Genomic DNA, 19,586 nt, shown 5'->3' with positions numbered 1-19,586 from the left:
CACCCAAGGAGCCGCCGATGCCGTCTCGTATCCGCGCAGCGTGGACGGCCGCCGCCGTACCCGCCGTCGCCGCCGCGCTGCTCACCGCGCCCGCCACGGCCGCCGGGCCTGACTGGTCCGCGAGGCCCGCGACCGGTGGTACGGCCGGGCCGGGCGCGGGCGACCGGACGTACTTCTATCTGGAGGGCGGGCCGGGCAGCGCGCTCCAGGACCGGCTCTCGATCGTCAACCGCGGCAAGCGGCCCCGCACCGTCCAGCTCCGGCCTGTGGACACCGCCCCTGACGCTCCATCGGCGGCCCGGGGCAGCGGCGCGTGGGTCTCGCTGGCCGCCAAGCGGGTCACGGTCCCGGCCCGCACCCGTGCCGATGTCCCCTTCACTCTCACCGTCCCGTCCGAGACGCCGCCCGGCGACCACCCCGGCGCCATCGTCGTGACCGGCGGCGGCCGGGAGGTCCGGGTGCCGGTGCATCTGCGGGTCAGCGGGCGGACGCTGGCGGCGATCTCCGTCGAGGACGTGAAGGTGGTCAAGGCCGGTGGCGGGGCCGCCATTCACTACGCGCTCGTCAACCGCGGCAACACCGTGCTGACGCCCCGGCTGGCGGTACGCGCCGACGGGCTCTTCGGCGAGGTGCTGCGCCGGGACGCCCGCACCCTGCACGTCGAACTGGCGCCGGGCCGCCGGATGCGGCTCACCGAGAAGTGGCCGGACGCGCCCGCCCTCGACTCGGTGGACGTCACCCTCACCGTCACCGCGGCGGGCGGCGCCCACGCGGCCGGCTCCGCCGGTTACACCGCCGCGCCCTGGGGCGTTCTGGCCGGGGCGGCGGCCCTGGCGCTGGGCGCGGTCGCGGGCGGTGGTGCCTGGCTGCTGCGGTGGCGGCGCGGCCGCCACCGCGTGGCAGACGGGGACGGCGACGCGCCCGCGGAACCGGCGCGGGAGGCACGGGAGGCACGGGAACCAGAAGGCACGGGGTCAGGAGCGAGGACGTGACAGGCCGTACGGACACCCAGCCGACCCCGCGCTCGGCACCCACACCAGCACACATACCAGCGACACCCGCACCCGCCGCCACCCGCGTACGCCGTCCGCTCGCCGCGCTGTTGGCCGTGTTCACGCTCGTCGTGCTCGCGCTGGGCGCGCCGCCGCAGGTTCCGGAGGCCGCCGCGGCCGACGGCCCGACCGCGACGGTGTCCAAGGAGGAGGCGGGCGCGGGCGGCACGGTCACCGTGAGCGGCCAGGGATGGCGGCCCCGCGCCCTGCTCATGATGCTCATCTGCGGACAGAACATGATCGGCGGCACCAACTCCTGCGCCAACTCCGACGGCAGAGCGGTCACCACCGACTCGAAGGGCGCCTTCCACAAGAAGCTGCCGGTCGCCGAGCCGCCCAAGCCCTGCCCGTGTGTCATCCATGTGGCGACCGTCACCGGCGAAGCCGCCTACGACGATGCGCCGTTCCGGGTCGCGGGGCATCCGGTCGCGCCGCTGCCGAAGCAGGAGGGGACCGGGGGCGAGCGGCTGCGGGCGCTGTCGGCCCGGCTCGACGGGTCGAGCGGGCTGCTCACCTGGTTCGGCGCGCCCCCGCAGCGCCGCCTGGTGGTCACCATCGCCAACCTCGGCTCCACCCCGGCCCGCGACCCGGTCTTCCAAGTCGGCACCTCCCACGGCGTGTTCGCCCCCTCCTGGGAGGAACAGCAGTGGCGGGGGACCATAGCGGCCGGGAAGAAGGCGCAGGTCAAGCTCCCCGTCGAACTGTCCGCGGGCGCGCACGGCGACTATCAGGTGTCGCTCAGGTACGGCAAGAAGGTGCTGGTCGAACAGCCGTGGACGGTGGGGCGGCCGTGGGGCGTCACCCTCTTCTGGATTCTGCTGTGCGTGGTGGTCCCGGCGGCGGTCTTCCGCATCGGCATGGCCGTCGTGGACAAGGTGCGGCCACGTACGGCGGCGGTCGCGGCGCGCGGCGGCGGCGAGGACGGCGGCGGCGCGCTGCCCTGGTTCACCCCGGACACCCTGCCGGACGGCGCGCTGCCGCAGCCACAGCCACAGACGCTGACGCAGAGCGCGCAGCATGCACAGGGCACACAGACGCAACACCTTTCCGCACCGTCCCAGGAGAACCGACCGACCCCGAAAGGATCGACGTGAGTACGCAACGAAGAGTGGGCGCGGCAGCGGCCGCGCTGCTGCTCGGCGGTGCGGGCGTGCTGATGGGCGCGGGCACCGCACGGGCGGCTGAGGTCTCGTACGCGACCGAGTGTCTGCCGCCGCCGATCTCCGGCCTGCCTCCGGTGGAGGGCACCACCACGGTGGATGTACAGGCCCCGGCGACGGCGAAGGTCGGCGACGAGGTCGAAGTGGTCTGGAAGACCGTGCAGGCCGCCTCGAAGAACCCGCCGATCCTCGACATCGAGGAGAACACCGTCCTGCCGACCGGCACCATCACGGTGGGTGGCGCGCAGACGGGCGAACTGGCCATGGAGGGGCCGCGGGAGAACCCCGCGATCCCCAAGGACAGCCCGATGAAGCTGTCCGATATGAAGGGCAAGCTCAAGCTGACACAGGCAGGGGAGGTGACGCTGACCCCGGGTGCGTACAACATCAACGTCAGCAAGCCGCTGTCCACGGACACCAAGTGTTCGGCGAAGGAGGCGGTCAAGGCCGCGGCCACCATCAAGGTGACGGGCAGCGGCGGTACCACGACGGGCGGCTCGACCACCGGCGGCAACACCACGGGTGGCAACACCACCGGCGGTAACACGACGGGCGGCACCACCACCGGCACCACCACGGGCGGTACGACGACCGGCGGGAACACCACCGGAGGGAACACCACCGGGGGCGGTGGCGGCGGCGACTCGTACACCGGCAAGGAGGTCCAGGTCGCGTACGCCTGCAAGACCCCCATCGGCGACAAGAACGCCACCTCCCCGGTCCGCGTCGACGCCGTCAAGAACGGCGGGAGCTTCGACCTGACCGTCAAGTTCGGCAAGTCCGTCATGGACAGCCCGGCCGACATCCCGGCGGACTCGGTCAAACCGTCGATGGACGTCAAGGTCGGCGGCGCGGACAAGGGCGCGGTCGCGGTGACCGGCCCGACCAACAAGGGGCCGATCAAGTCCGGCGACCCGATCGAGATCCCCGACATGACCGGCACCTACAAGCCCGGCGCGAGCGGCAAGTCGACGCTCACCCCCGGGGTGCTCACGGTCAAGGCGCTCGGTACGACGACCACCTGCACCCCCGCCAAGGACACCCAGGTCTCGCTGGAGCTGGACACCACGGCCCAGTCCAACGGCACCTCGGGTGGCAACAGCAGTGGCGGCAACGGTTCCAGCGGCAGCGGTTCCAGCGGCTCCACGTCCGGCGGTGACACCTCCACCAGCGGCGGGCTGGCCGAGACCGGCGCCAGTGACCACGGCGGCCTCAAGGCCCTCGGGCTGGTGGCCGGTACGGCCATCCTGCTCGGCGCCGCCGTCTTCACCCTGACCCCCTGGCGCAAACTGCGCGGCACCCGCTGACACACCGCGCGTAAGCGAGGCGCATAAGCGAGGCGAGTACGCGAGGGGCCCGGCGCGATCACCGCGCCGGGCCCCTCATGTGCGGATACGCCTCAGTGGACGTCGGCCATCAGCCCTACGACCTTCTTGCGGTACACGTAGATCGCGACACCGGCCACCGCGGCCACCGCCGCCTCCAGCGCGATGATCCCCACACCGCTCAGATCGACCCCCGCGATGGACAGCAGACCCGTGGTGCAGTCACCCGCGGTGACGGCCAGGAACCACACGCCCATCATCTGGCTCGCGTACTTCGCGGGCGCCATCTTCGTGGTCACCGAGAGCCCCACCGGCGACAGACACAGCTCGCCCATGGTCTGGATCAGATAGATCGACACCAGCCACATCGGGCTGACCGTCGTACCGTCCGAGGCCATCCCCATCGGGACCACGAAGACGAAGAACGACGCGCCGATCAGCATCAGGGCCAGGGAGAACTTCGCCATCGTGCCCGGCTCCCGGCTGCGCCGGGCCAGGGCCAGCCAGGCCCACGCGAAGACCGGCGCCAGCGCCATCACCATCAGCGGGTTCACGGACTGGAACCAGGAGGACGGGAAGTGCAGGCCGAAGATGGTGTCGGCGGTCTTGGTCTCGCCGAAGGCGGACATCGTCGAGCCGCCCTGGTCGTAGATCATCCAGAACACGGCCGCGGCCACGAAGAACCAGATGTAGCCGCTGACCTTGGTCTGCTCGACCGGGGTGAGGTCCTTGTCGCGCTTGATGCGGACCAGCACACCGGTCGGGATGATCAGGCCGAGGATGGTGATCGGCACCAGCGCCCAGTTGAGCGTCCAGTGGCCGGTGGCCACCACCACGGAGTAGAAGACCGCGGCGACGACCAGCCAGATCAGGCCCTTGCGCAGCCAGGCGGTGCGCTCCGCGACCGCCAGCGGGGTCGGCACCATGCTGCTGCGCGGGCTCAGGTGGCGGGTGCCGATCAGGAACTGGACCAGGCCGAGCGCCATGCCGAGCGCGGCGAGCGCGAAGCCCAGGTGCCAGCTGTAGTTCTGGCCGATGGTGCCGATGACCAGGGGCGCGGCGAAGGCACCGAGGTTGATGCCCATGTAGAAGATCGTGAAGCCGCCGTCCCGGCGCGGGTCGGAGGGGCCGTCGTAGAGGTGGCCGACCATCGTGGAGATGTTGGCCTTCAGCAGGCCCGAGCCGAGGGCGACCAGCGCCAGACCGGCGAAGAACGTCGCCTGGCCGGGCACGGCGAGCGCCAGGTGGCCGGCCATGATGATGCCGGCCGCGATGGCGACCGTCTTGCGCGGGCCCCAGACGCGGTCGCCGAACCAGCCGCCCGGCATGGCGAGCAGATAGACCATGGCCAGGTACACCGAGTAGATGGCCACCGCGTTGCCCTCGGACAGCCCGAGGCCGCCGCCCTGACTGCCGTGCTTGGCGTCCGGGCCCCCGGCGATCAGATACAGCACGAGCAGGGCGCGCATGCCGTAGAAGCTGAAGCGCTCCCACATCTCGGTCATGAAGAGGGTGGCCAGGCCGCGGGGGTGGCCGAAGAAGGTCTTGCCGCCGTCGGCAGGGGTTCCCTGCCCGGCCGCGTCCTTCGTCAGGCTGGACGCCATGGTGGTTCCTTGCGTGTGCTCGTGCCCGGGCATGACCGCCCGAAGGCACGCCCGGTGGGGGGTGGCGGCCGCGTGCCGGGCCGGCAGAGCTGGTGGCTGCTGCCGCGGGGTACACGACGAGGACCTTCGGCGCTGGTTTGCGGCCAAAGGTCCCGGAAAGTTGCTACGGACTCGTTGTCACCATACGACACGCCATGCACACCAATGACCGTATTGAGAGATAGCTCACGCATGGCGTGTGCAACCTTTTGCGCTCCGTCCGTAGTCCTGTGCGCGCCCCGTGCGCGAACCTGCTCGGACTACCATCACCCCATGACCCGAGTACTGCTCGCCGAGGATGACGCATCCATCTCGGAGCCGCTCGCCCGCGCCCTGCGCCGCGAGGGGTACGAGGTGGAGGTGCGGGAAGACGGACCGACCGCGCTCGACGCCGGTCTGCAGGGAGGCGTCGATCTGCTCGTCCTCGACCTGGGCCTGCCGGGCATGGACGGCCTTGAGGTCTGCCGCCGGCTGCGTACGGAGGGCCATGGCTTCCCCGTCCTGGTGCTCACCGCGCGCGCGGACGAGGTGGACACGGTGGTCGGCCTGGACGCCGGCGCCGACGACTATGTCACCAAGCCGTTCCGCCTCGCCGAGCTGCTGGCCCGGGTGCGGGCCCTGCTGCGGCGCGGCGCCGTCGAGACCCAGGCGCAGCAGCCGGCCACCCACGGGGTGCGTATCGACGTGGAGTCGCACCGCGCCTGGATGGGTGACGAGGAGCTTCAGCTGACCGCCAAGGAATTCGATCTGCTGCGGGTCCTGGTCCGGGACGCGGGGCGGGTCGTCACCCGTGACCAGCTGATGCGCGAGGTGTGGGACACCACGTGGTGGTCGTCGACCAAGACGCTCGACATGCACATCTCCTGGCTCCGCAAGAAGCTCGGCGATGATGCGGCCAACCCCCGGTACATCGCCACCGTGCGCGGGGTCGGGTTCCGGTTCGAGAAAAGCTGAGAAGAGCTGAGAGAAGTTGCGAGACATCTCAGCGTGACATCTCAGCGTGACACGGTAGGACCATGCGCCGTCGTTTGATCAATTCCACGCTCGCCGTGGTGCTCGTCGTCATCGCCGTCTTCGGCCTCTCACTGGTCATCGTGGAGACCCGGACCATCGAGGACAGCGCCCAGGAGAGCGTCGACTCGGACGCGGTGCGCCTGGTCAGCATCGTCGACAGCAGGCTGCTGGGCGGCGAGGGGGTGACCCCCGCGGTGCTGCGCGAGCAGATCGAGCCCGGTCGCTACGCCGTGATCAAGATCCCGAACCGCGATGTTCTGGAGATCGGCAAGCGTCCGACCGGCAGCGTGATCTCCTCGCAGGAGCGGGGCGAGCAGGGCGAGACGGTACGGGTCGAGGCATCGCGCTCGACGGTCAGCCGGGAGATCGGCCGCACCATGCTGATCATCCTGGCGGTGGCGCTGCTCGCGGTGCTCGCGGCCGTCTTCCTCGCCGTACGGCAGGCACACCGGCTCTCCGCCCCGCTCACCGACCTCGCCGAGACCGCCGAGCGGCTGGGCTCGGGGGATCCGCGCCCCCGCCACCGGCGCTACGGGGTGCCGGAACTGGACCGGGTCGCCGATGTGCTCGACTCGAGCGCGGAGCGGATCGCCCGGATGCTCACCGCGGAGCGCCGGCTGGCGGCCGACGCCTCCCATCAGCTCCGTACGCCGCTGACCGCGCTGTCCATGCGGCTGGAGGAGATCACGCTCACCGACGACCCGGAGACGGTCAAGGAGGAGGCCACGATCGCGCTGGCGCAGGTGGAGCGGCTGACCGACGTCGTCCAGCGGCTGCTGACCAACTCGCGGGACCCGCGGACCGGCTCCGCCGTGGCCTTCGACCTGGACGAGGTGGTCAAGCAGCAGATCGAGGAGTGGCGCCCGGCCTCGCGCAGCGAGGGCCGCGCCATCGTGCGGTCGGGGAAGAAGGGGCTGCGGGCGGTCGGCACCCCGGGGGCCGTCGCCCAGGTGCTCGCCACGCTGATCGAGAACTCGCTGATGCACGGTGACGGCACGGTCGCGCTGCGCACCCGCGTCACCGGCAACCAGGCGGTGGTCGAGGTGTCCGACGAGGGGCCCGGGGTGCCGCCCGACCTCGGCGCGCGGGTCTTCGAGCGTACGGTCAGCGGGCGCAACTCCACGGGGCTCGGGCTGGCCGTCGCCCGCGATCTCGCGGAGGCGGACGGCGGCCGTCTGGAGCTGCTGCAGCAGCATCCGCCGGTGTTCGCGCTCTTCCTGAGCCGGGAGGGCGACCCGGGCCGCGAGGCCGGCCGGGGCCGCGAGCCCGACCCGGGAGCCGGCTCCGGCACCGGCTCCGACACCGCCTGAGCTGTCCGGACGGGGCTACTTCCGGGCCGTCGTCTGGTCGTGTGCCTCGGACAGGAAGGACTCGGCGGTCTCCACCGCCTCACGGGCGGGCAGCGCACGGAACACCCAGGTGCGGTAGGACCAGAACCGGAAGAGCGTGGCGATCCCGATGCCGACGAACTTGAACACGTTGTTCTGCAGCTGGCTGTCCCAGCCGAAACCGTACGTCGCCGTGTAGAGCACGCCGTTCTCGATGATCAGGCCGACCGCGCTGAACAGCAGAAAGAGGGTGAGCTCCTTCGTACGCCCCTGCTTGTCGCGGTCCCGGTAGGTGAAATACCGGAACCCGACGTAGTTGAAGGCGATGGCGACGATGGTCGCCGCGATACTGGCCCGCACCGTGGGCAGCTCGGTGAAGTGGCTGATCAGGTTGAAAACGCCCAGGTTGACCAGGACACCGGCACCGCCGACGGCACCGAACTTGAGGATCTCATGGGTGAGTTGATCCACTCGTGCGCGCAGCCTGCCGATCGTGCGCTGTTCACTCATGGCAACTACTCAGCCCCGTCCGATCGGCGTCAACAACTCCGCCCATGCTAACCAGCGGCCGGAGCGCTCGCCCGTCGGTGTTGCAGAACCGGCCTTTTATCACCGAACTGTCACAGGCCGCGCACTGTCACAGGTCGCGCACTGTCACAGGCCGCCACGGGTGCGCAGCCGCAGCTCCAGCACCGCGGCCACCGCCTCCAGCCACCGCGCCACGATCTCGTCCTCCGCCACGCCCTTCACCATGGGTGCGGCCGTCCCCAGCCAGTCGCGCGCCAGCGCGCCCGCCTCGGGCCCGGGCAGCGGCTCCGGCAGCTCCGAGGCCATCCGGGTGCCCCCGCGCCGTACCACCTCCGCGAGGTACGCCACCGACCGCGGCTGCACCTCCAGCCGCTCGGCCCCGAGCGCCGCGGCGATCGCCCCGTCCCCGAAGAGCGCGGCGCGGTGTGCGCCGCCGAACATCATCCCGTAGCGGATCATCAGGGGGACGTCGAGGGCGATCAGCTCCTCGTCGGTCATGTTCTGGTGCGTCATGGGCCGGGGTCACCTCAGCGGGAAGGCTCAGCGGGGCAGGGAATACACATACGCGTCCGGCAGGCGGTGGTCGGACGCCTTGTCCATGTGGTTGTTGATGAAGTCGTCCTTGCTGACCCAGGTGGTGTACCCCCACGGGTTGTAGACCTCGAGCTTGTCGCCCTCATGGCCGACGATCAACATGGCGTGCCCGGAACGCACCTGGCCGGAGCTGTCCGTCGAATACCCTTCGACGCCGATCGGTACGGGCTTGCCCTCGTCCACCGCCTCCTCGATCAACGGTAGGGCGTCCCGACGGCTCTCCGTGTTGTTCATTTTGTGGTTCTCATAGGTGCCGCCGGTGTGCGGCGCGAGCTCGTCGTTGAGGACTTCGCGCTTGCCGTTCAGGTCCATGCCCCCGTCCGGGAGGGGACCGCCGTCGCCCTCCTCGTGGACCCGGATCTGCTCGTCGAGCAGCCGCTTCCTGAACGCGGCGGGGCTGTCGTACGCCGGGTCGCCGGGGTGTCCGCCGGTCGTCAGCCGCAGTGTGTAGACGGGGTCGACCAGGGCGCGGGCGGCGACGGTGGACGAGGACACGCAGGTCCCGTTGTCGCCCTGGGTCCACTGCGCCCCCTTGGCGCCGGGGACGTCGAACTCGGACGCCGAGTCCACGCCGACCCTGGTGTTCCCGCTGGTGTGGAACGGCGCCAGGTGTTCGCGCAGCCAGGTCGCGTCCCGGCCGTGGATGTCCTCGCCGAAGGACCGCAGCGTCTTGATGTCGTACCCGGCGGCCAGGGCCTTCATCAGATACGCGCTCTCCTGCGGGGACTTGGCGCGGGAGATCAGCCGGTCGAACTCGGCCTGGTCCTGCGCGCTCATCTTGTCCCTGAACTGCGCGGAGCGCTTGAGTTCGTTGGCACTGAGGATTTCGTTGAGGTTCGCGGGGCCGCCCGGATCGGCCGCGTCGGCGATGACCAGCCGGTCCGCGTCGGTGAGGCCGTCCGCGGTGACCCTCCGGGTCCGGGCCTGTGCGGCCAGCTTGTTGAGCGTGTCCGCCGCCTTCTTCCCGCCCTCCTTCGCCCGGTCGTCCGCCTCGATCAGGAACGTGACGCCGTCGAGGGCGGCCTTCTTGGCTTCCCGGAGCTGTTCGAGATCGCTGAAGATGCCGCACAGCGACTTCCCGTAGTCCAGCGCGAGGCGCGCGTATTCGTCCGTCGCCTGCGCCGCCCCGATGTCGATGGCGAGCTGCTTCAGCACCGGTACGGCCTCCCGGAGCTTTTCGGCCGTCTCATCGGTGGTGCGCGAGGCGGCGCCCACGACCTCGCTCGCCTTCTCCCCGGCCGTGCCCACCCACACCGCGGGCAGTCCGGCCTTCGCCACCTTGCCCAGGTCGCCCTGCGCGGACTCCAAGAGCTCCGCGGCCCGCTTATAGCTCGCCGCGACGCCGTCGATATGGTCCGAGTCACCGGCGGGCTTCGGAGTGTCCCGTGCCTTGCCGATCGCGTCGGACAGCTCCGAGCAGAACCCCATCGCCGCGAAGCCCGTGTCCTCGACCTTCAGGGACTGTACGTGCTTGTGCAGCGCCTCCAGCTTCTGCCGCTTGGTCCGATCCTGCGGCTTCTGCTGTGTTTTATCGTGCCCGGCCATGTGCGCCTAGCCCCTCAGGAGTTCTGCGAGTAGCGGTGGATAGCGCTGAAGTCGCTCTCTCTGGCGTGGTCGGTTCCGCGATAGGCCTTCGAACTGACCCCGATCTTCTTCTGCAGCTCCCGCACCGCGCCCTCAAGGGTCTTGCACTCGGCGATCCAGGCGTCGGAGAAATCGTTGAAGGCGGGCGCGGCCCCGTACTCGCCGAAGTGCATCAGGGAGGAGGGCAGTTCGAGGAGTCCGCCGAATCCGGCGAACCCGCCGCCCTCGTCGCCCTTCTCCAGCAGCCCCTTGGCCGCCTTGATGTCGTCGGCGGCGAGCCCCAGGCGCTCCCCTTGGCTGAGCGCCCCGCCGTGCTGGATGCCGAGGTCCTTGTCCTGCCCCATGAATGCCTCCCCCGAGGAAGTGGACGCGGTGGGCCCGCGTCCGCGTCAAATACGGCCGAATCCTAACCATCGTGACTGAGACCGGGACGGGCGGGCCGGAGTGGCGGGCCGTGGGCGTCGTCCCGAAACGCCGGATCAGCGCACGGTCACCCGGTAGGTGACGGTGCGGGGAAGGTCGGGGGAGTAGCCTCCGGCGGACTTGTCCGTGCCGAAGGAGTTGGCGAGGACGATCCGGGTCTCTCCGGCCTTCAGCGCCTCGAAGGTGAAGTACTTGGCGTGGCCCCCGCCGATGAGTTCCTTCTCACGGGCGGTCTGGTACGAGCTCTCGCCGACCTTGCGCAGCACCGCCGCCGACGGGCCGGGCTCGGCCACGCTCCAGTCGGCGCGCGCGGAGATGTTCTGCCGCATGGCGATCGAGAACCGCTCGCCGCGCTTGACGGTGATCGGGCCCTCGGTGCGGTCCAGGTCCTTGGAGTCGGCCCGGTCCTGGTGGACCGTGCCGAGACCGGTGGGTTTCGGGTCGGAGGACGGCGAGGGGGAGGACGAGGGTGAGGTCGAGGCCGAGGACGACGAGGGGCCCGTGGACTTGGCGGGGGAGCCGTCGTCCGACTGGCAGCCCGCGGCGCCCAGCGCGAGGCAGGAGACGAGCAGGGCGGTAAGACGGCGAGTGATTGTGTTCATGATCATTTCGGTAGGAAGACGCGGTAGGCGCTCGGGAAGTAACCGTTGTTCGTATAGCCCATCCTGTCGTTGACGAAGTCGTCCTCGTCGATCCAGGTGGTGGTGCCCCACGGGTTGTAGACCTGCAGTTTGTCGCCCTCGTGTCCGACGATCATCATCGCGTGCTGGCCGGTGGAGCCCGTGACGCTGACCTGGACGGGTACGCCGTTGTCGAGCTGCCTCTCCATGTCGACCAGGGACGCGCGACGGTCCTCGGCGTTGTTCAGCCGCCGCTCGGAGTAGTCCGCGCCCGTGCGGCTGCCCACCTCGACGTCGTTGATGCGGTCCTGTTCCGCTTGGTTGAAGCCGCCGCCGTCGGGAAGGGGATCGCCGCCGCCCTCGAAGTGGACGCGGTGTTGTTCGTCCCGCAGGCGCTCGCTGAACGCTGCGGGGTTGTCGTACTTGGGGTCGCCGGGGCGACCGCCGGTCGTCAGTTGGAGGGCGTACAAGGGATCGATCATCGCCCGGGAATTGATGAGGGAGGAGGCGACGCACGTCCCGTCCGCACCTTGGGTCCACTTGGCGCCCTGGTAGTTCACATAGTTGGTGCCGGCGTCGGTGCTCTGGATGACGACGGGGGTGAGGCGGTCGCTCAGCCACTGCGGGGACCGGCCGTGGATCTGTTGGGCGAAGCCGTCGATCTGCTTCAGATCGTGCCCCGCGGCCAGGGCCTTCATCAGATACGCCCGCTCCTGCGGGGACTTGGCGGAGGACACCAGCCGGTCGAACTCCGCCCTGTCGTGCGCGCTCATCTTGTCCATGAACTCGGAGGAACGCTTGAGCTCGTTGGCGGTGAGGATCTCGTTGAGTTCGGCGGGGCCGCCGGGGGCGGCGGCGTCGGCGAGAACGAGCTGGTCGGCGTCGGTGAGCCCGTCGGCGGTCACCTTCCGGGCCCGGGCCTCGGACGCGAGCTTGGTGAGTGCCTTCTGGGCCTCGATGCCGGCCGCCTTGGCCTGGCCGGCGGCCTCGCTCATGTAGGAGACCCCGTCGACGATGGCGGTCTTGGCCTCGCGCAGCTCGTCGGGCGGCATGATGAGGCCGCCGTTGTTCAGGATCGACGCCGCGACTTCGAGCGCGGTGAGCCCGTAGTCGTGCCTCGCCTGGGCCTTGCCGATGCCCATGGAGAGGGCCTTCAGCACGGGTACGGCCTCCTGGAGCTTCTGGGCCATCTGATCGGCGGAGTACGAGGCGGCGTTGATGACCTCGCTCGCCTTCGCCCCTGCGGTGCCCACCCACACGGCGGGCAGCCCGTCCTTGGCGACCTTCCGCAGATCGCCCTGGGCCCTGTCCACGATCGCGGCCGCTTTTCCGTAGCCCGCCGCGACGCCGTCGATGTGGTCCGGGCTGCCGTGCGGGGCGGAGAACTCCCGCGCCTCGGCGATCGCGCCGGCCAGGTCGTTGCGGACCTTCAGCTGATCGTCGAATGAATCGGGGTCCACCCGGATCGCCTGGACGCGCTTGTGCAGCTTGTTCAGCCCGTCCTGGTTGTCGGTGTACTTCTCTCTCAGCCTGCCCGTCGTCATTCGGCTTCCCCCTGATAGGACGCGCGGCGGGTCCACGTCAAACCGTGCTCGGCAGGTCCATGTCGAATGCACGGAAATCATAACGTCGTGGAGGAAGATCCAATAGATCCGCCGAGGCAGGCCTCTGGATCCGCTGGGGTGGGCCCTGGCTCCACCGAGGCGGGCCCCGGGTACGTGCCCCGGGTACGTGCCCCGGGGCCCGTATGGCCGGGAAGCTACCCTTGGGGGCGTGACATTCCCGGTAGTCGGCATGGTCGGCGGCGGCCAGCTCGCCCGTATGACCCACGAAGCGGGCATCCCGCTCGGCATCAGATTCAAACTGCTCAGTGACACCCGCCAGGACTCGGCGGCCCAGGTGGTCAGCGACGTCGTGGTGGGCGACTACCGCGACCTGGAGACCCTTCGTGCTTTCGCACAAGGCTGTGATGTGGTCACCTTCGATCACGAACATGTCCCGGCCGAGCATCTGCGCGCCCTGGAGGCGGACGGCGTCGTCATCCGCCCCGGCGTCGAGGCGCTGCTGCACGCCCAGGACAAGGGCGTGATGCGGGAGCGGCTGCGTACGGCCGGGGTGCCCTGCCCCCGCCACCGCATCGTGGCGGACCCCGCGGACGTGGAACGGTTCGCCGAGGAGGGCGACGGCTTTCCGGTCGTTCTGAAGACGGTCCGCGGCGGCTACGACGGCAAGGGGGTGTGGGTCGTCGGCGACGCGGTCGAGGCGGCCGAGCCTTTCCGCGCCGGGGTGCCGGTGCTCGCCGAGGAGAAGGTCGACTTCGCCCGCGAGCTCGCCGCCAATGTCGTACGGTCCCCGCACGGCCAGGCCGTCGCCTACCCGGTCGTCGAGTCGATCCAGGTGAACGGGGTCTGCGACACGGTCATCGCCCCGGCCCCCGGGCTCAGCGAGGAGCTGTCCGGCCGGGCCCAGGAGATGGCCATCAAGATCGCGGCGGAGCTCGGGGTCGTCGGCCATCTCGCGGTCGAGCTCTTCGAGACCCGGGACGGGCGGCTGCTGGTCAACGAGCTGGCGATGCGCCCGCACAATTCCGGCCACTGGACCCAGGACGGCGCCGTCACCTCCCAGTTCGCCAACCATGTGCGTGCCGTGCTCGACCTGCCGCTCGGCGACCCGCGCCCGCGCGCCACCTGGACCGTGATGACCAATGTGCTCGGCGGCGACTTCCCCGATATGTACACCGCCTATCTGCACTGCATGGCCCGCGACCCGGCCCTGAAGATCCATATGTACGGCAAGGACGTGAAGCCCGGCCGCAAGGTCGGTCACGTCAACACCTACGGCGACGACCTGGCCGACGTGCGCGAGCGCGGCCGCCATGCCGCCGACTACCTCCGAGGGACCATCACCGAATGAGCAGCCCCAGCGCCCCCGTCGTCGGCATCGTCATGGGCTCCGACTCCGACTGGCCCGTGATGGAGGAGGCGGCGAAGGCCCTCGACGAGTTCGAGATCCCGTACGAGGTGGATGTCGTCTCCGCCCACCGCATGCCGCGCGAGATGGTCGCGTACGGCGAGAACGCGGCGCCCCGCGGCCTCAAGGCGATCATCGCGGGCGCCGGCGGCGCCGCCCACCTCCCGGGCATGCTGGCCTCCGTCACCCCGCTGCCGGTGATCGGCGTGCCGGTCCCGCTCAAGTACCTGGACGGGATGGACTCGCTGCTCTCGATCGTCCAGATGCCCGCGGGCGTGCCTGTGGCCACCGTCTCCGTCGGCGGCGCCCGTAACGCCGGGCTGCTGGCCGCCCGCATGCTGGCCGCCCACGACCCCGAACTGCTCGCCCGGATGCGCGACTTCCAGGAGGAGCTGAACGAGCAGGCCACGCAGAAGGGCAAGCGGCTGCGGGCCAAGGTGGAGAGCGCGGGGTCGTTCGGCTTCGGGAAGTAGCGGACTTCGGGAAGTGACGGGCGTCGGGGAGTGACGGATTCCGGGAAGTGACGGATTCCGGGAGGTGACGGGCTTCGAGGAGTGACGGGCTTCGGGGAGTAGCCGGAGGGTCACGGGGCGCCGCTGCCCGTGGCCCCGTGACTTGGCGCGGGCCTCGTAAGAGGATGGGGCAATGACCGACCGACTCGCGCAAGCCCGTGCCCTGCTGGCCGCCCACCCCGTCGTCGACGGCCACAACGACCTCCCGTGGGCCCTGCGCGAGCAGGTCCGCTACGACCTGAACCAGCGCGATATCGCCCTCGACCAGCGCGCCCACCTCCACACCGACATCCCGCGGCTGCGGGCGGGCGGCGTGGGCGCGCAGTTCTGGTCCGTCTACGTCCCCTCGCGCCTGAGCGGCGACGCCGCGGTCAGCGCCACGCTCGAACAGATCGACGTGGTGCGGCAGCTGGCCGACCGCTACGGCTCCGATCTGCGGCTCGCCCGTACCGCCGACGACATGGAGGCGGCGCGGGCCGAGGGCCGGATCGCCTCCCTCATGGGGGCGGAGGGTGGCCACAGCATCAACTGCTCGCTCGCCACCCTGCGCGCGCTGTACGAACTCGGCGTGCGCTATATGACGCTCACGCACAACGACAACACCCCCTGGGCGGACTCGGCGACCGACGAGCCGCGCGCGGGCGGCCTCACCCGCTTCGGCGAGGAGGTCGTCCGGGAGATGAACCGGCTCGGCATGCTCGTCGACCTCTCGCATGTCTCGGCGGACACCATGCGGGACGCGCTGCGGGTGTCCGACGCCCCCGTCGTCTTCTCGCACTCCTCGTCGCGCGCCGTATGCGACCACCCGCGCAACATCCCCGACGATGTGCTGGCCCAGCTGCCCGCCAACGGCGGTGTGGCGATGGTCACGTTCGTCCCGAAGTTCGTCCTGCCACAGGCCGTGGCGTGGACGCGGGCGGCGGAGGAGAACCTGCGCGCCCACGGCCTGGACCCGCTGGCCACCACGCCCGAGGCGATCAAGGTCCACCAGGCGTACGAGGAGGCCAACCCCCGCCCGGTGGCCACGGCCGCCACCGTCGCCGACCACCTCGACCATATGCGGGAGGTGGCGGGCATCGACCACCTCGGCATCGGCGGCGACTACGACGGCACGCCCTTCGTCCCCGTGGACCTCGCCGATGTCGCGGGCTATCCGAACCTGATCGCCGAACTGCTGGAGCGCCGCTGGTCCGAGGCCGACCTGGCCAGGCTGACCTGGCAGAACGCGGTACGGGTGGTACGCGACGCGGAGGCGGTGGCGCGCGACCTCGGCACCCACCGGGGGCCGTCCCTCGCGACGATCGAGGAGCTGGACGCGGCGGGTGCCTGACGGCGGCGGGCGCCTGAGGGCGCCCGCCGCGGCTGAGTGGTTACGCGGCTGAGTGGTTACGCGGTGCGGTGGCTGCGCGGCGGGGCGCCCGCGCGGCCGGGGCTACGCAGGGGAGGGCTACGCGGCGGGGACGGCTAGGGGGCTATACGGTGGGGCGGCCCAGCGCCCGGTAGGTCCAGCCGGCCTCGCGCCACCGCTCCGGGTCGAGCGCGTTGCGCCCGTCCAGGATCCGGCGCTCCGCGACCGCCCCGCCCAGCGCCGCCGGGTCCAGCTCGCGGAACTCGGCCCACTCGGTCAGATGCAGCACCGCGTGCGCGCCCTGCGCGGCCTCCAGCGCGCTGGGCGCGTAGGCGAGGGTCGGGAAGAGGGCGCGCGCGTTGTCCATGCCCTTGGGGTCGAAGACGGTGACCTGGGCGCCCTGGAGGTGGATCTGGCCCGCGACGTTGAGCGCGGGGGAGTCCCGTACGTCGTCCGAGTCCGGCTTGAAGGTCGCCCCCAGCACCGCGACGCGCTTGCCGAGGAAGCTGCCGCCGACGGCCTCGCGGGCCAGCTCGACCATGTGGCCGCGCCGCCGCATGTTGATCGAGTCGACCTCGCGCAGGAAGGTCAGCGCCTGGTCGGCGCCGAGCTCGCCGGCGCGAGCCATGAAGGCCCGGATGTCCTTGGGCAGACAGCCGCCGCCGAAGCCGATCCCGGCCCGCAGGAACTTCTTTCCGATCCGCTCGTCATGGCCGATGGCCTCGGCCAGCTTGACCACATCGCCGTCCGACGCCTCGCAGACCTCGGCCATGGCGTTGATGAACGAGATCTTGGTGGCGAGGAAGGAGTTCGCCGCGGTCTTCACCAGCTCGGCGGTCGGGAAGTCGGTGACGACGAACGGCGAGCCTTCAGCGAGCGGCGTCTCGTAAACCTCGCGCAGCAGCTTTTCCGCACGGTCACTCGTCACGCCGACCACGATGCGGTCCGGGTGCAGGGTGTCCTGTACGGCGAAGCCCTCGCGCAGAAACTCCGGGTTCCAGGCCAGCTCGGCGTCCGCCCCCGCCGGGGCCAGCTCCGCCAGCCTGGCCGCGAGCCGGACCGCGCTGCCGACCGGGACGGTGGACTTGCCCACGACCAGGGCCGGGTGGCGCAGATGCGGGGCGAGCGAGTCGATGGCGGCGTCGACGTAACTCATGTCACAGGCGTACTCGCCGTGCTTCTGCGGAGTGTTCACACAGACGAAGTGGATGTCGCCGAACTCGCCGACCTCCTCGTAGGAGGTGGTGAAGCGCAGCCGCCCGGTCGATCCCTCGAACCCCGGGACATGCCGCCGCAGCAGTTCCTCAAGACCCGGTTCGTACATCGGCGCCTTGCCGGCCGTGAGCTTCGCGATCTTCTCCGGGACCACGTCCAGACCCAGTACCTCGAAGCCGAGCTCGGCCATGGCCGCGGCGTGCGTGGCGCCCAGGTAGCCGGTGCCGATCACGGTGATCTTGAGGGCCATGCGTGCTCCTGTAGGCGTGCGGGCGGGATGCGCTGCCTGAGCATAGTCGCGCCCGCGCACGAGCTGAGATCCGCTGTCCCCTTCCCGCGCAGCTCCCTGCCCCTCTCACTGCCGTCCGCTGTCGGCAAAGTCACCTGTACCTGATCAGGACGGCGCTCTAGAATTCAGTTACTTAACGGTAGTTAGCACTCAGGGGAGTGAGAAGATCTTGGCGAGTTCCGTGGACTTCGACCTGTACCGGCCGTTGGAGGAGCACGACATGCTCCGCGAATCGGTGCGCTCCCTCGCCGAGGCGAAGATCGCCCCCCATGCCGCAGAGGTCGACGAGGAGGCCCGCTTCCCCCAGGAGGCGCTGGAGGCCCTGGTCGCCAACGACCTGCACGCGGTGCACGTACCCGAGTCGTACGGCGGCGCGGGCGCGGACGCCCTCGCGACCGTGATCGTCATCGAGGAGGTGGCCCGCGTCTGCGCGTCCTCCTCCCTGATCCCCGCCGTCAACAAGCTGGGCTCCCTCCCGGTGATCCTCTCCGGCTCCGAGGAGCTGAAGAAGAAGTACCTGGCGCCGCTGACCAAGGGCGACGCGATGTTCTCCTACTGTCTGAGCGAGCCGGACGCGGGCTCCGACGCGGCCGGTATGAAGACCAAGGCCGTGCGCGACGGCGACCACTACGTCCTCAACGGCGTCAAGCGCTGGATCACCAACGCCGGGGTCTCCGAGTACTACACCGTCATGGCCGTGACCGACCCCGACAAGCGCTCCAAGGGCATATCCGCCTTCGTCGTCGAGAAGTCCGACGAGGGCGTGTCCTTCGGCGCCCCCGAGAAGAAGCTCGGCATCAAGGGCTCCCCGACCCGCGAGGTCTACCTCGACAACGTCCGGATCCCCGCCGACCGCATGATCGGCGCCGAGGGCACCGGCTTCGCCACCGCCATGAAGACCCTCGACCACACCCGTATCACCATCGCCGCCCAGGCCCTCGGCATCGCCCAGGGCGCCCTGGACTACGCCAAGGGCTATGTCCAGGAGCGCAAGCAGTTCGGCAAGCCGATCGCCGACTTCCAGGGCATCCAGTTCATGCTCGCCGACATGGCCATGAAGCTCGAGGCCGCCCGCCAGCTCACCTACGCGGCCGCCGCCAGGTCCGAGCGCGTCGCCGCCGGAGCCGGGAAGGAAGACCTCACCTTCTTCGGCGCCGCCGCCAAGTGCTACGCCTCCGATGCCGCCATGGAGATCACCACCGACGCGGTCCAGCTCCTCGGCGGCTACGGCTACACCCGTGACTACCCGGTCGAGCGCATGATGCGCGACGCCAAGATCACGCAAATTTATGAAGGCACGAATCAGGTCCAGCGGATCGTGATGGCCAGGAACCTGCCCTAGCGCCCATACCGGTACCCCGGTCGCGCGCCCGGCGACCGGCGGAACCAGCCGCTGCCCCCGGTCGTCGAAGCGCCACATTGATGCGGAAACTACGCGGTGGGGGCAGTCATGGGCAGAGTGCGCGCGGGGGCACTGGTGTTGTTACTGGCGTTGGGCGCGGTGGCGTGCGGTGGGGACAGTGGCTCGTCGGGGGAGCCGCCGGCCGAGAAGCGGCTGAAGGCGCGGAAGCAGGAGGGCGAGCGCTGGGAGGAGGGGCCCAAGCACCCCAAGGTGCATGTGGCGTATCCGTACGACATGCCGGGCCACTGCGGCATCGCATGGGCGACCTTCGGCGGACGGACCTGGAAGATCTCCGGAGTCGGCCCCGGCATCGGCAGGCGGGTCGAGGGTGATGCCCCGGAGGGGGCTGACGCGCTCGCGGGCTATATGACGCTGATGGCGAAGGACGAGGCGGTGTTCGAGGCGGCGGGTTTCCCGCCGGTGTACTTCACGGCGACGAAGGAGACCGCGCCCAGCTGCGACTGAGGGGTATCAGGGGCGGTCGAGGCGGTGCTCGGCGCGGAGGCGGAGCGTCCGCTCGGGGTCGCGCTTCAGGTTGGCCGTGAGGGGGGCGCGGCGCCCGGGGCATCGTGGCTGTGC

At 70.4% G+C, this 19,586-nt stretch carries 18 protein-coding genes; 10 read left to right on the top strand and 8 right to left on the bottom strand.

What is annotated here, in order from left to right:
- Window positions 1-17: 17 nt before the first annotated feature.
- The 3 genes from ACWDSL_RS03150 to ACWDSL_RS03140 all read left to right on the top strand — a co-directional run bounded on the left by ACWDSL_RS03150 (window position 18) and on the right by ACWDSL_RS03140 (window position 3,519).
- On the top strand, window positions 18-992 hold the full coding sequence (locus tag ACWDSL_RS03150; RefSeq protein ID WP_450481140.1) for a COG1470 family protein: 975 nt from the start codon (window positions 18-20) through the stop codon (window positions 990-992).
- 53 nt (window positions 993-1,045) lie between these two features.
- Window positions 1,046-2,146 (top strand): hypothetical protein, encoded by a 1,101-nt coding sequence (locus tag ACWDSL_RS03145; RefSeq protein ID WP_450481275.1) that lies wholly within the window; start codon window positions 1,046-1,048, stop codon window positions 2,144-2,146.
- A 62-nt stretch (window positions 2,147-2,208) separates the two neighbouring features.
- The gene (locus ACWDSL_RS03140) at window positions 2,209-3,519 is read left to right on the top strand and encodes a hypothetical protein (RefSeq protein WP_450481273.1); all 1,311 of its coding nucleotides are present in this window, start codon (window positions 2,209-2,211) and stop codon (window positions 3,517-3,519) included.
- Between the two features lie 92 nt (window positions 3,520-3,611).
- Here ACWDSL_RS03140 and ACWDSL_RS03135 read toward each other — a convergent pair whose 3' ends face one another.
- Window positions 3,612-5,141, bottom strand: coding sequence for a peptide MFS transporter (locus ACWDSL_RS03135; RefSeq protein WP_450481138.1), 1,530 nt, complete (start codon window positions 5,139-5,141; stop codon window positions 3,612-3,614).
- 312 nt (window positions 5,142-5,453) lie between these two features.
- On the opposite strand from ACWDSL_RS03135, the gene ACWDSL_RS03130 reads away from it, so the two are divergent.
- Both ACWDSL_RS03130 and ACWDSL_RS03125 read left to right on the top strand, forming a co-directional pair.
- Complete coding sequence (locus tag ACWDSL_RS03130; protein WP_014177112.1) at window positions 5,454-6,134, top strand: response regulator transcription factor; 681 nt, start codon at window positions 5,454-5,456, stop codon at window positions 6,132-6,134.
- Between the two features lie 62 nt (window positions 6,135-6,196).
- Complete coding sequence (locus ACWDSL_RS03125) at window positions 6,197-7,504, top strand: ATP-binding protein (RefSeq protein WP_450481136.1); 1,308 nt, start codon at window positions 6,197-6,199, stop codon at window positions 7,502-7,504.
- Window positions 7,505-7,519: 15 nt separating this feature from the next.
- Here the strand turns inward: ACWDSL_RS03125 and ACWDSL_RS03120 are convergent, their stop codons facing one another.
- The 6 genes from ACWDSL_RS03120 to ACWDSL_RS03095 form a co-directional block, all read right to left on the bottom strand.
- Entirely contained in the window at window positions 7,520-8,032 is a 513-nt protein-coding gene (locus ACWDSL_RS03120) for a GtrA family protein (protein WP_450481134.1), read from the bottom strand.
- A 144-nt stretch (window positions 8,033-8,176) separates the two neighbouring features.
- On the bottom strand, window positions 8,177-8,563 hold the full coding sequence (locus ACWDSL_RS03115; protein ID WP_358629035.1) for a hypothetical protein: 387 nt from the start codon (window positions 8,561-8,563) through the stop codon (window positions 8,177-8,179).
- Window positions 8,564-8,590: 27 nt separating this feature from the next.
- On the bottom strand, window positions 8,591-10,189 hold the full coding sequence (locus ACWDSL_RS03110) for a peptidoglycan-binding protein (RefSeq protein ID WP_450481131.1): 1,599 nt from the start codon (window positions 10,187-10,189) through the stop codon (window positions 8,591-8,593).
- 14 nt (window positions 10,190-10,203) lie between these two features.
- On the bottom strand, window positions 10,204-10,572 hold the full coding sequence (locus tag ACWDSL_RS03105; protein ID WP_089507126.1) for a hypothetical protein: 369 nt from the start codon (window positions 10,570-10,572) through the stop codon (window positions 10,204-10,206).
- 135 nt (window positions 10,573-10,707) lie between these two features.
- On the bottom strand, window positions 10,708-11,253 hold the full coding sequence (locus ACWDSL_RS03100; protein ID WP_450481129.1) for a protease inhibitor I42 family protein: 546 nt from the start codon (window positions 11,251-11,253) through the stop codon (window positions 10,708-10,710).
- Window positions 11,254-11,255: 2 nt separating this feature from the next.
- Window positions 11,256-12,815 carry a peptidoglycan-binding protein gene (locus tag ACWDSL_RS03095; protein ID WP_450481127.1) on the bottom strand — a complete coding sequence of 520 codons (1,560 nt, stop codon included), beginning with the start codon at window positions 12,813-12,815 and terminating at the stop codon, window positions 11,256-11,258.
- 250 nt (window positions 12,816-13,065) lie between these two features.
- On the opposite strand from ACWDSL_RS03095, the gene ACWDSL_RS03090 reads away from it, so the two are divergent.
- The 3 genes from ACWDSL_RS03090 to ACWDSL_RS03080 all read left to right on the top strand — a co-directional run bounded on the left by ACWDSL_RS03090 (window position 13,066) and on the right by ACWDSL_RS03080 (window position 16,083).
- Window positions 13,066-14,184 carry a 5-(carboxyamino)imidazole ribonucleotide synthase gene (locus tag ACWDSL_RS03090; protein WP_450481271.1) on the top strand — a complete coding sequence of 373 codons (1,119 nt, stop codon included), beginning with the start codon at window positions 13,066-13,068 and terminating at the stop codon, window positions 14,182-14,184.
- Window positions 14,181-14,714, top strand: coding sequence for a 5-(carboxyamino)imidazole ribonucleotide mutase (gene purE, locus ACWDSL_RS03085; protein ID WP_014177103.1), 534 nt, complete (start codon window positions 14,181-14,183; stop codon window positions 14,712-14,714). The genes ACWDSL_RS03090 and purE overlap by 4 nt, the downstream gene beginning before the upstream one ends.
- A gap of 172 nt (window positions 14,715-14,886) precedes the next feature.
- Window positions 14,887-16,083, top strand: a complete 1,197-nt coding sequence (locus ACWDSL_RS03080; RefSeq protein ID WP_450481124.1) for a dipeptidase — start codon at window positions 14,887-14,889, stop codon at window positions 16,081-16,083.
- Window positions 16,084-16,225: 142 nt separating this feature from the next.
- Here ACWDSL_RS03080 and ACWDSL_RS03075 read toward each other — a convergent pair whose 3' ends face one another.
- Window positions 16,226-17,566: a UDP-glucose dehydrogenase family protein gene (locus tag ACWDSL_RS03075; protein WP_450481122.1), complete on the bottom strand. Its 1,341-nt coding sequence runs from the start codon at window positions 17,564-17,566 to the stop codon at window positions 16,226-16,228.
- A gap of 208 nt (window positions 17,567-17,774) precedes the next feature.
- On the opposite strand from ACWDSL_RS03075, the gene ACWDSL_RS03070 reads away from it, so the two are divergent.
- Together ACWDSL_RS03070 and ACWDSL_RS03065 are read left to right on the top strand one after the other, a co-directional pair.
- Window positions 17,775-18,947, top strand: a complete 1,173-nt coding sequence (locus ACWDSL_RS03070) for an acyl-CoA dehydrogenase (protein WP_450481120.1) — start codon at window positions 17,775-17,777, stop codon at window positions 18,945-18,947.
- Between the two features lie 108 nt (window positions 18,948-19,055).
- Complete coding sequence (locus tag ACWDSL_RS03065; protein ID WP_450481118.1) at window positions 19,056-19,472, top strand: hypothetical protein; 417 nt, start codon at window positions 19,056-19,058, stop codon at window positions 19,470-19,472.
- Window positions 19,473-19,586 lie beyond the last annotated feature (114 nt).

The sequence above is a fragment of the Streptomyces sp. NPDC000941 genome (assembly GCF_053599555.1).
The sequence above is the reverse complement of the archived record's forward strand: the minus strand, read 5'-3'. Positions and strand labels throughout refer to the sequence as shown.

Excerpts from the sequence above, each read along its gene's own strand:
- ACWDSL_RS03150 (WP_450481140.1), top strand. The coding sequence starts at position 18 with ATGCCGTCTCGTATCCGCGCAGCGTGGACGGCCGCCGCCGTACCCGCC.
- ACWDSL_RS03140 (WP_450481273.1), top strand. The coding sequence starts at position 2,209 with ATGGGCGCGGGCACCGCACGGGCGGCTGAGGTCTCGTACGCGACCGAG.
- ACWDSL_RS03135 (WP_450481138.1), bottom strand. The coding sequence starts at position 5,141 with ATGGCGTCCAGCCTGACGAAGGACGCGGCCGGGCAGGGAACCCCTGCC.
- ACWDSL_RS03130 (WP_014177112.1), top strand. The coding sequence starts at position 5,454 with ATGACCCGAGTACTGCTCGCCGAGGATGACGCATCCATCTCGGAGCCG.
- ACWDSL_RS03125 (WP_450481136.1), top strand. The coding sequence starts at position 6,197 with ATGCGCCGTCGTTTGATCAATTCCACGCTCGCCGTGGTGCTCGTCGTC.
- ACWDSL_RS03120 (WP_450481134.1), bottom strand. The coding sequence starts at position 8,032 with ATGAGTGAACAGCGCACGATCGGCAGGCTGCGCGCACGAGTGGATCAA.
- ACWDSL_RS03115 (WP_358629035.1), bottom strand. The coding sequence starts at position 8,563 with ATGACGCACCAGAACATGACCGACGAGGAGCTGATCGCCCTCGACGTC.
- ACWDSL_RS03110 (WP_450481131.1), bottom strand. The coding sequence starts at position 10,189 with ATGGCCGGGCACGATAAAACACAGCAGAAGCCGCAGGATCGGACCAAG.
- ACWDSL_RS03105 (WP_089507126.1), bottom strand. The coding sequence starts at position 10,572 with ATGGGGCAGGACAAGGACCTCGGCATCCAGCACGGCGGGGCGCTCAGC.
- ACWDSL_RS03100 (WP_450481129.1), bottom strand. The coding sequence starts at position 11,253 with ATGAACACAATCACTCGCCGTCTTACCGCCCTGCTCGTCTCCTGCCTC.
- ACWDSL_RS03095 (WP_450481127.1), bottom strand. The coding sequence starts at position 12,815 with ATGACGACGGGCAGGCTGAGAGAGAAGTACACCGACAACCAGGACGGG.
- ACWDSL_RS03090 (WP_450481271.1), top strand. The coding sequence starts at position 13,066 with ATGGTCGGCGGCGGCCAGCTCGCCCGTATGACCCACGAAGCGGGCATC.
- purE (WP_014177103.1), top strand. The coding sequence starts at position 14,181 with ATGAGCAGCCCCAGCGCCCCCGTCGTCGGCATCGTCATGGGCTCCGAC.
- ACWDSL_RS03080 (WP_450481124.1), top strand. The coding sequence starts at position 14,887 with ATGACCGACCGACTCGCGCAAGCCCGTGCCCTGCTGGCCGCCCACCCC.
- ACWDSL_RS03075 (WP_450481122.1), bottom strand. The coding sequence starts at position 17,566 with ATGGCCCTCAAGATCACCGTGATCGGCACCGGCTACCTGGGCGCCACG.
- ACWDSL_RS03065 (WP_450481118.1), top strand. The coding sequence starts at position 19,056 with ATGGGCAGAGTGCGCGCGGGGGCACTGGTGTTGTTACTGGCGTTGGGC.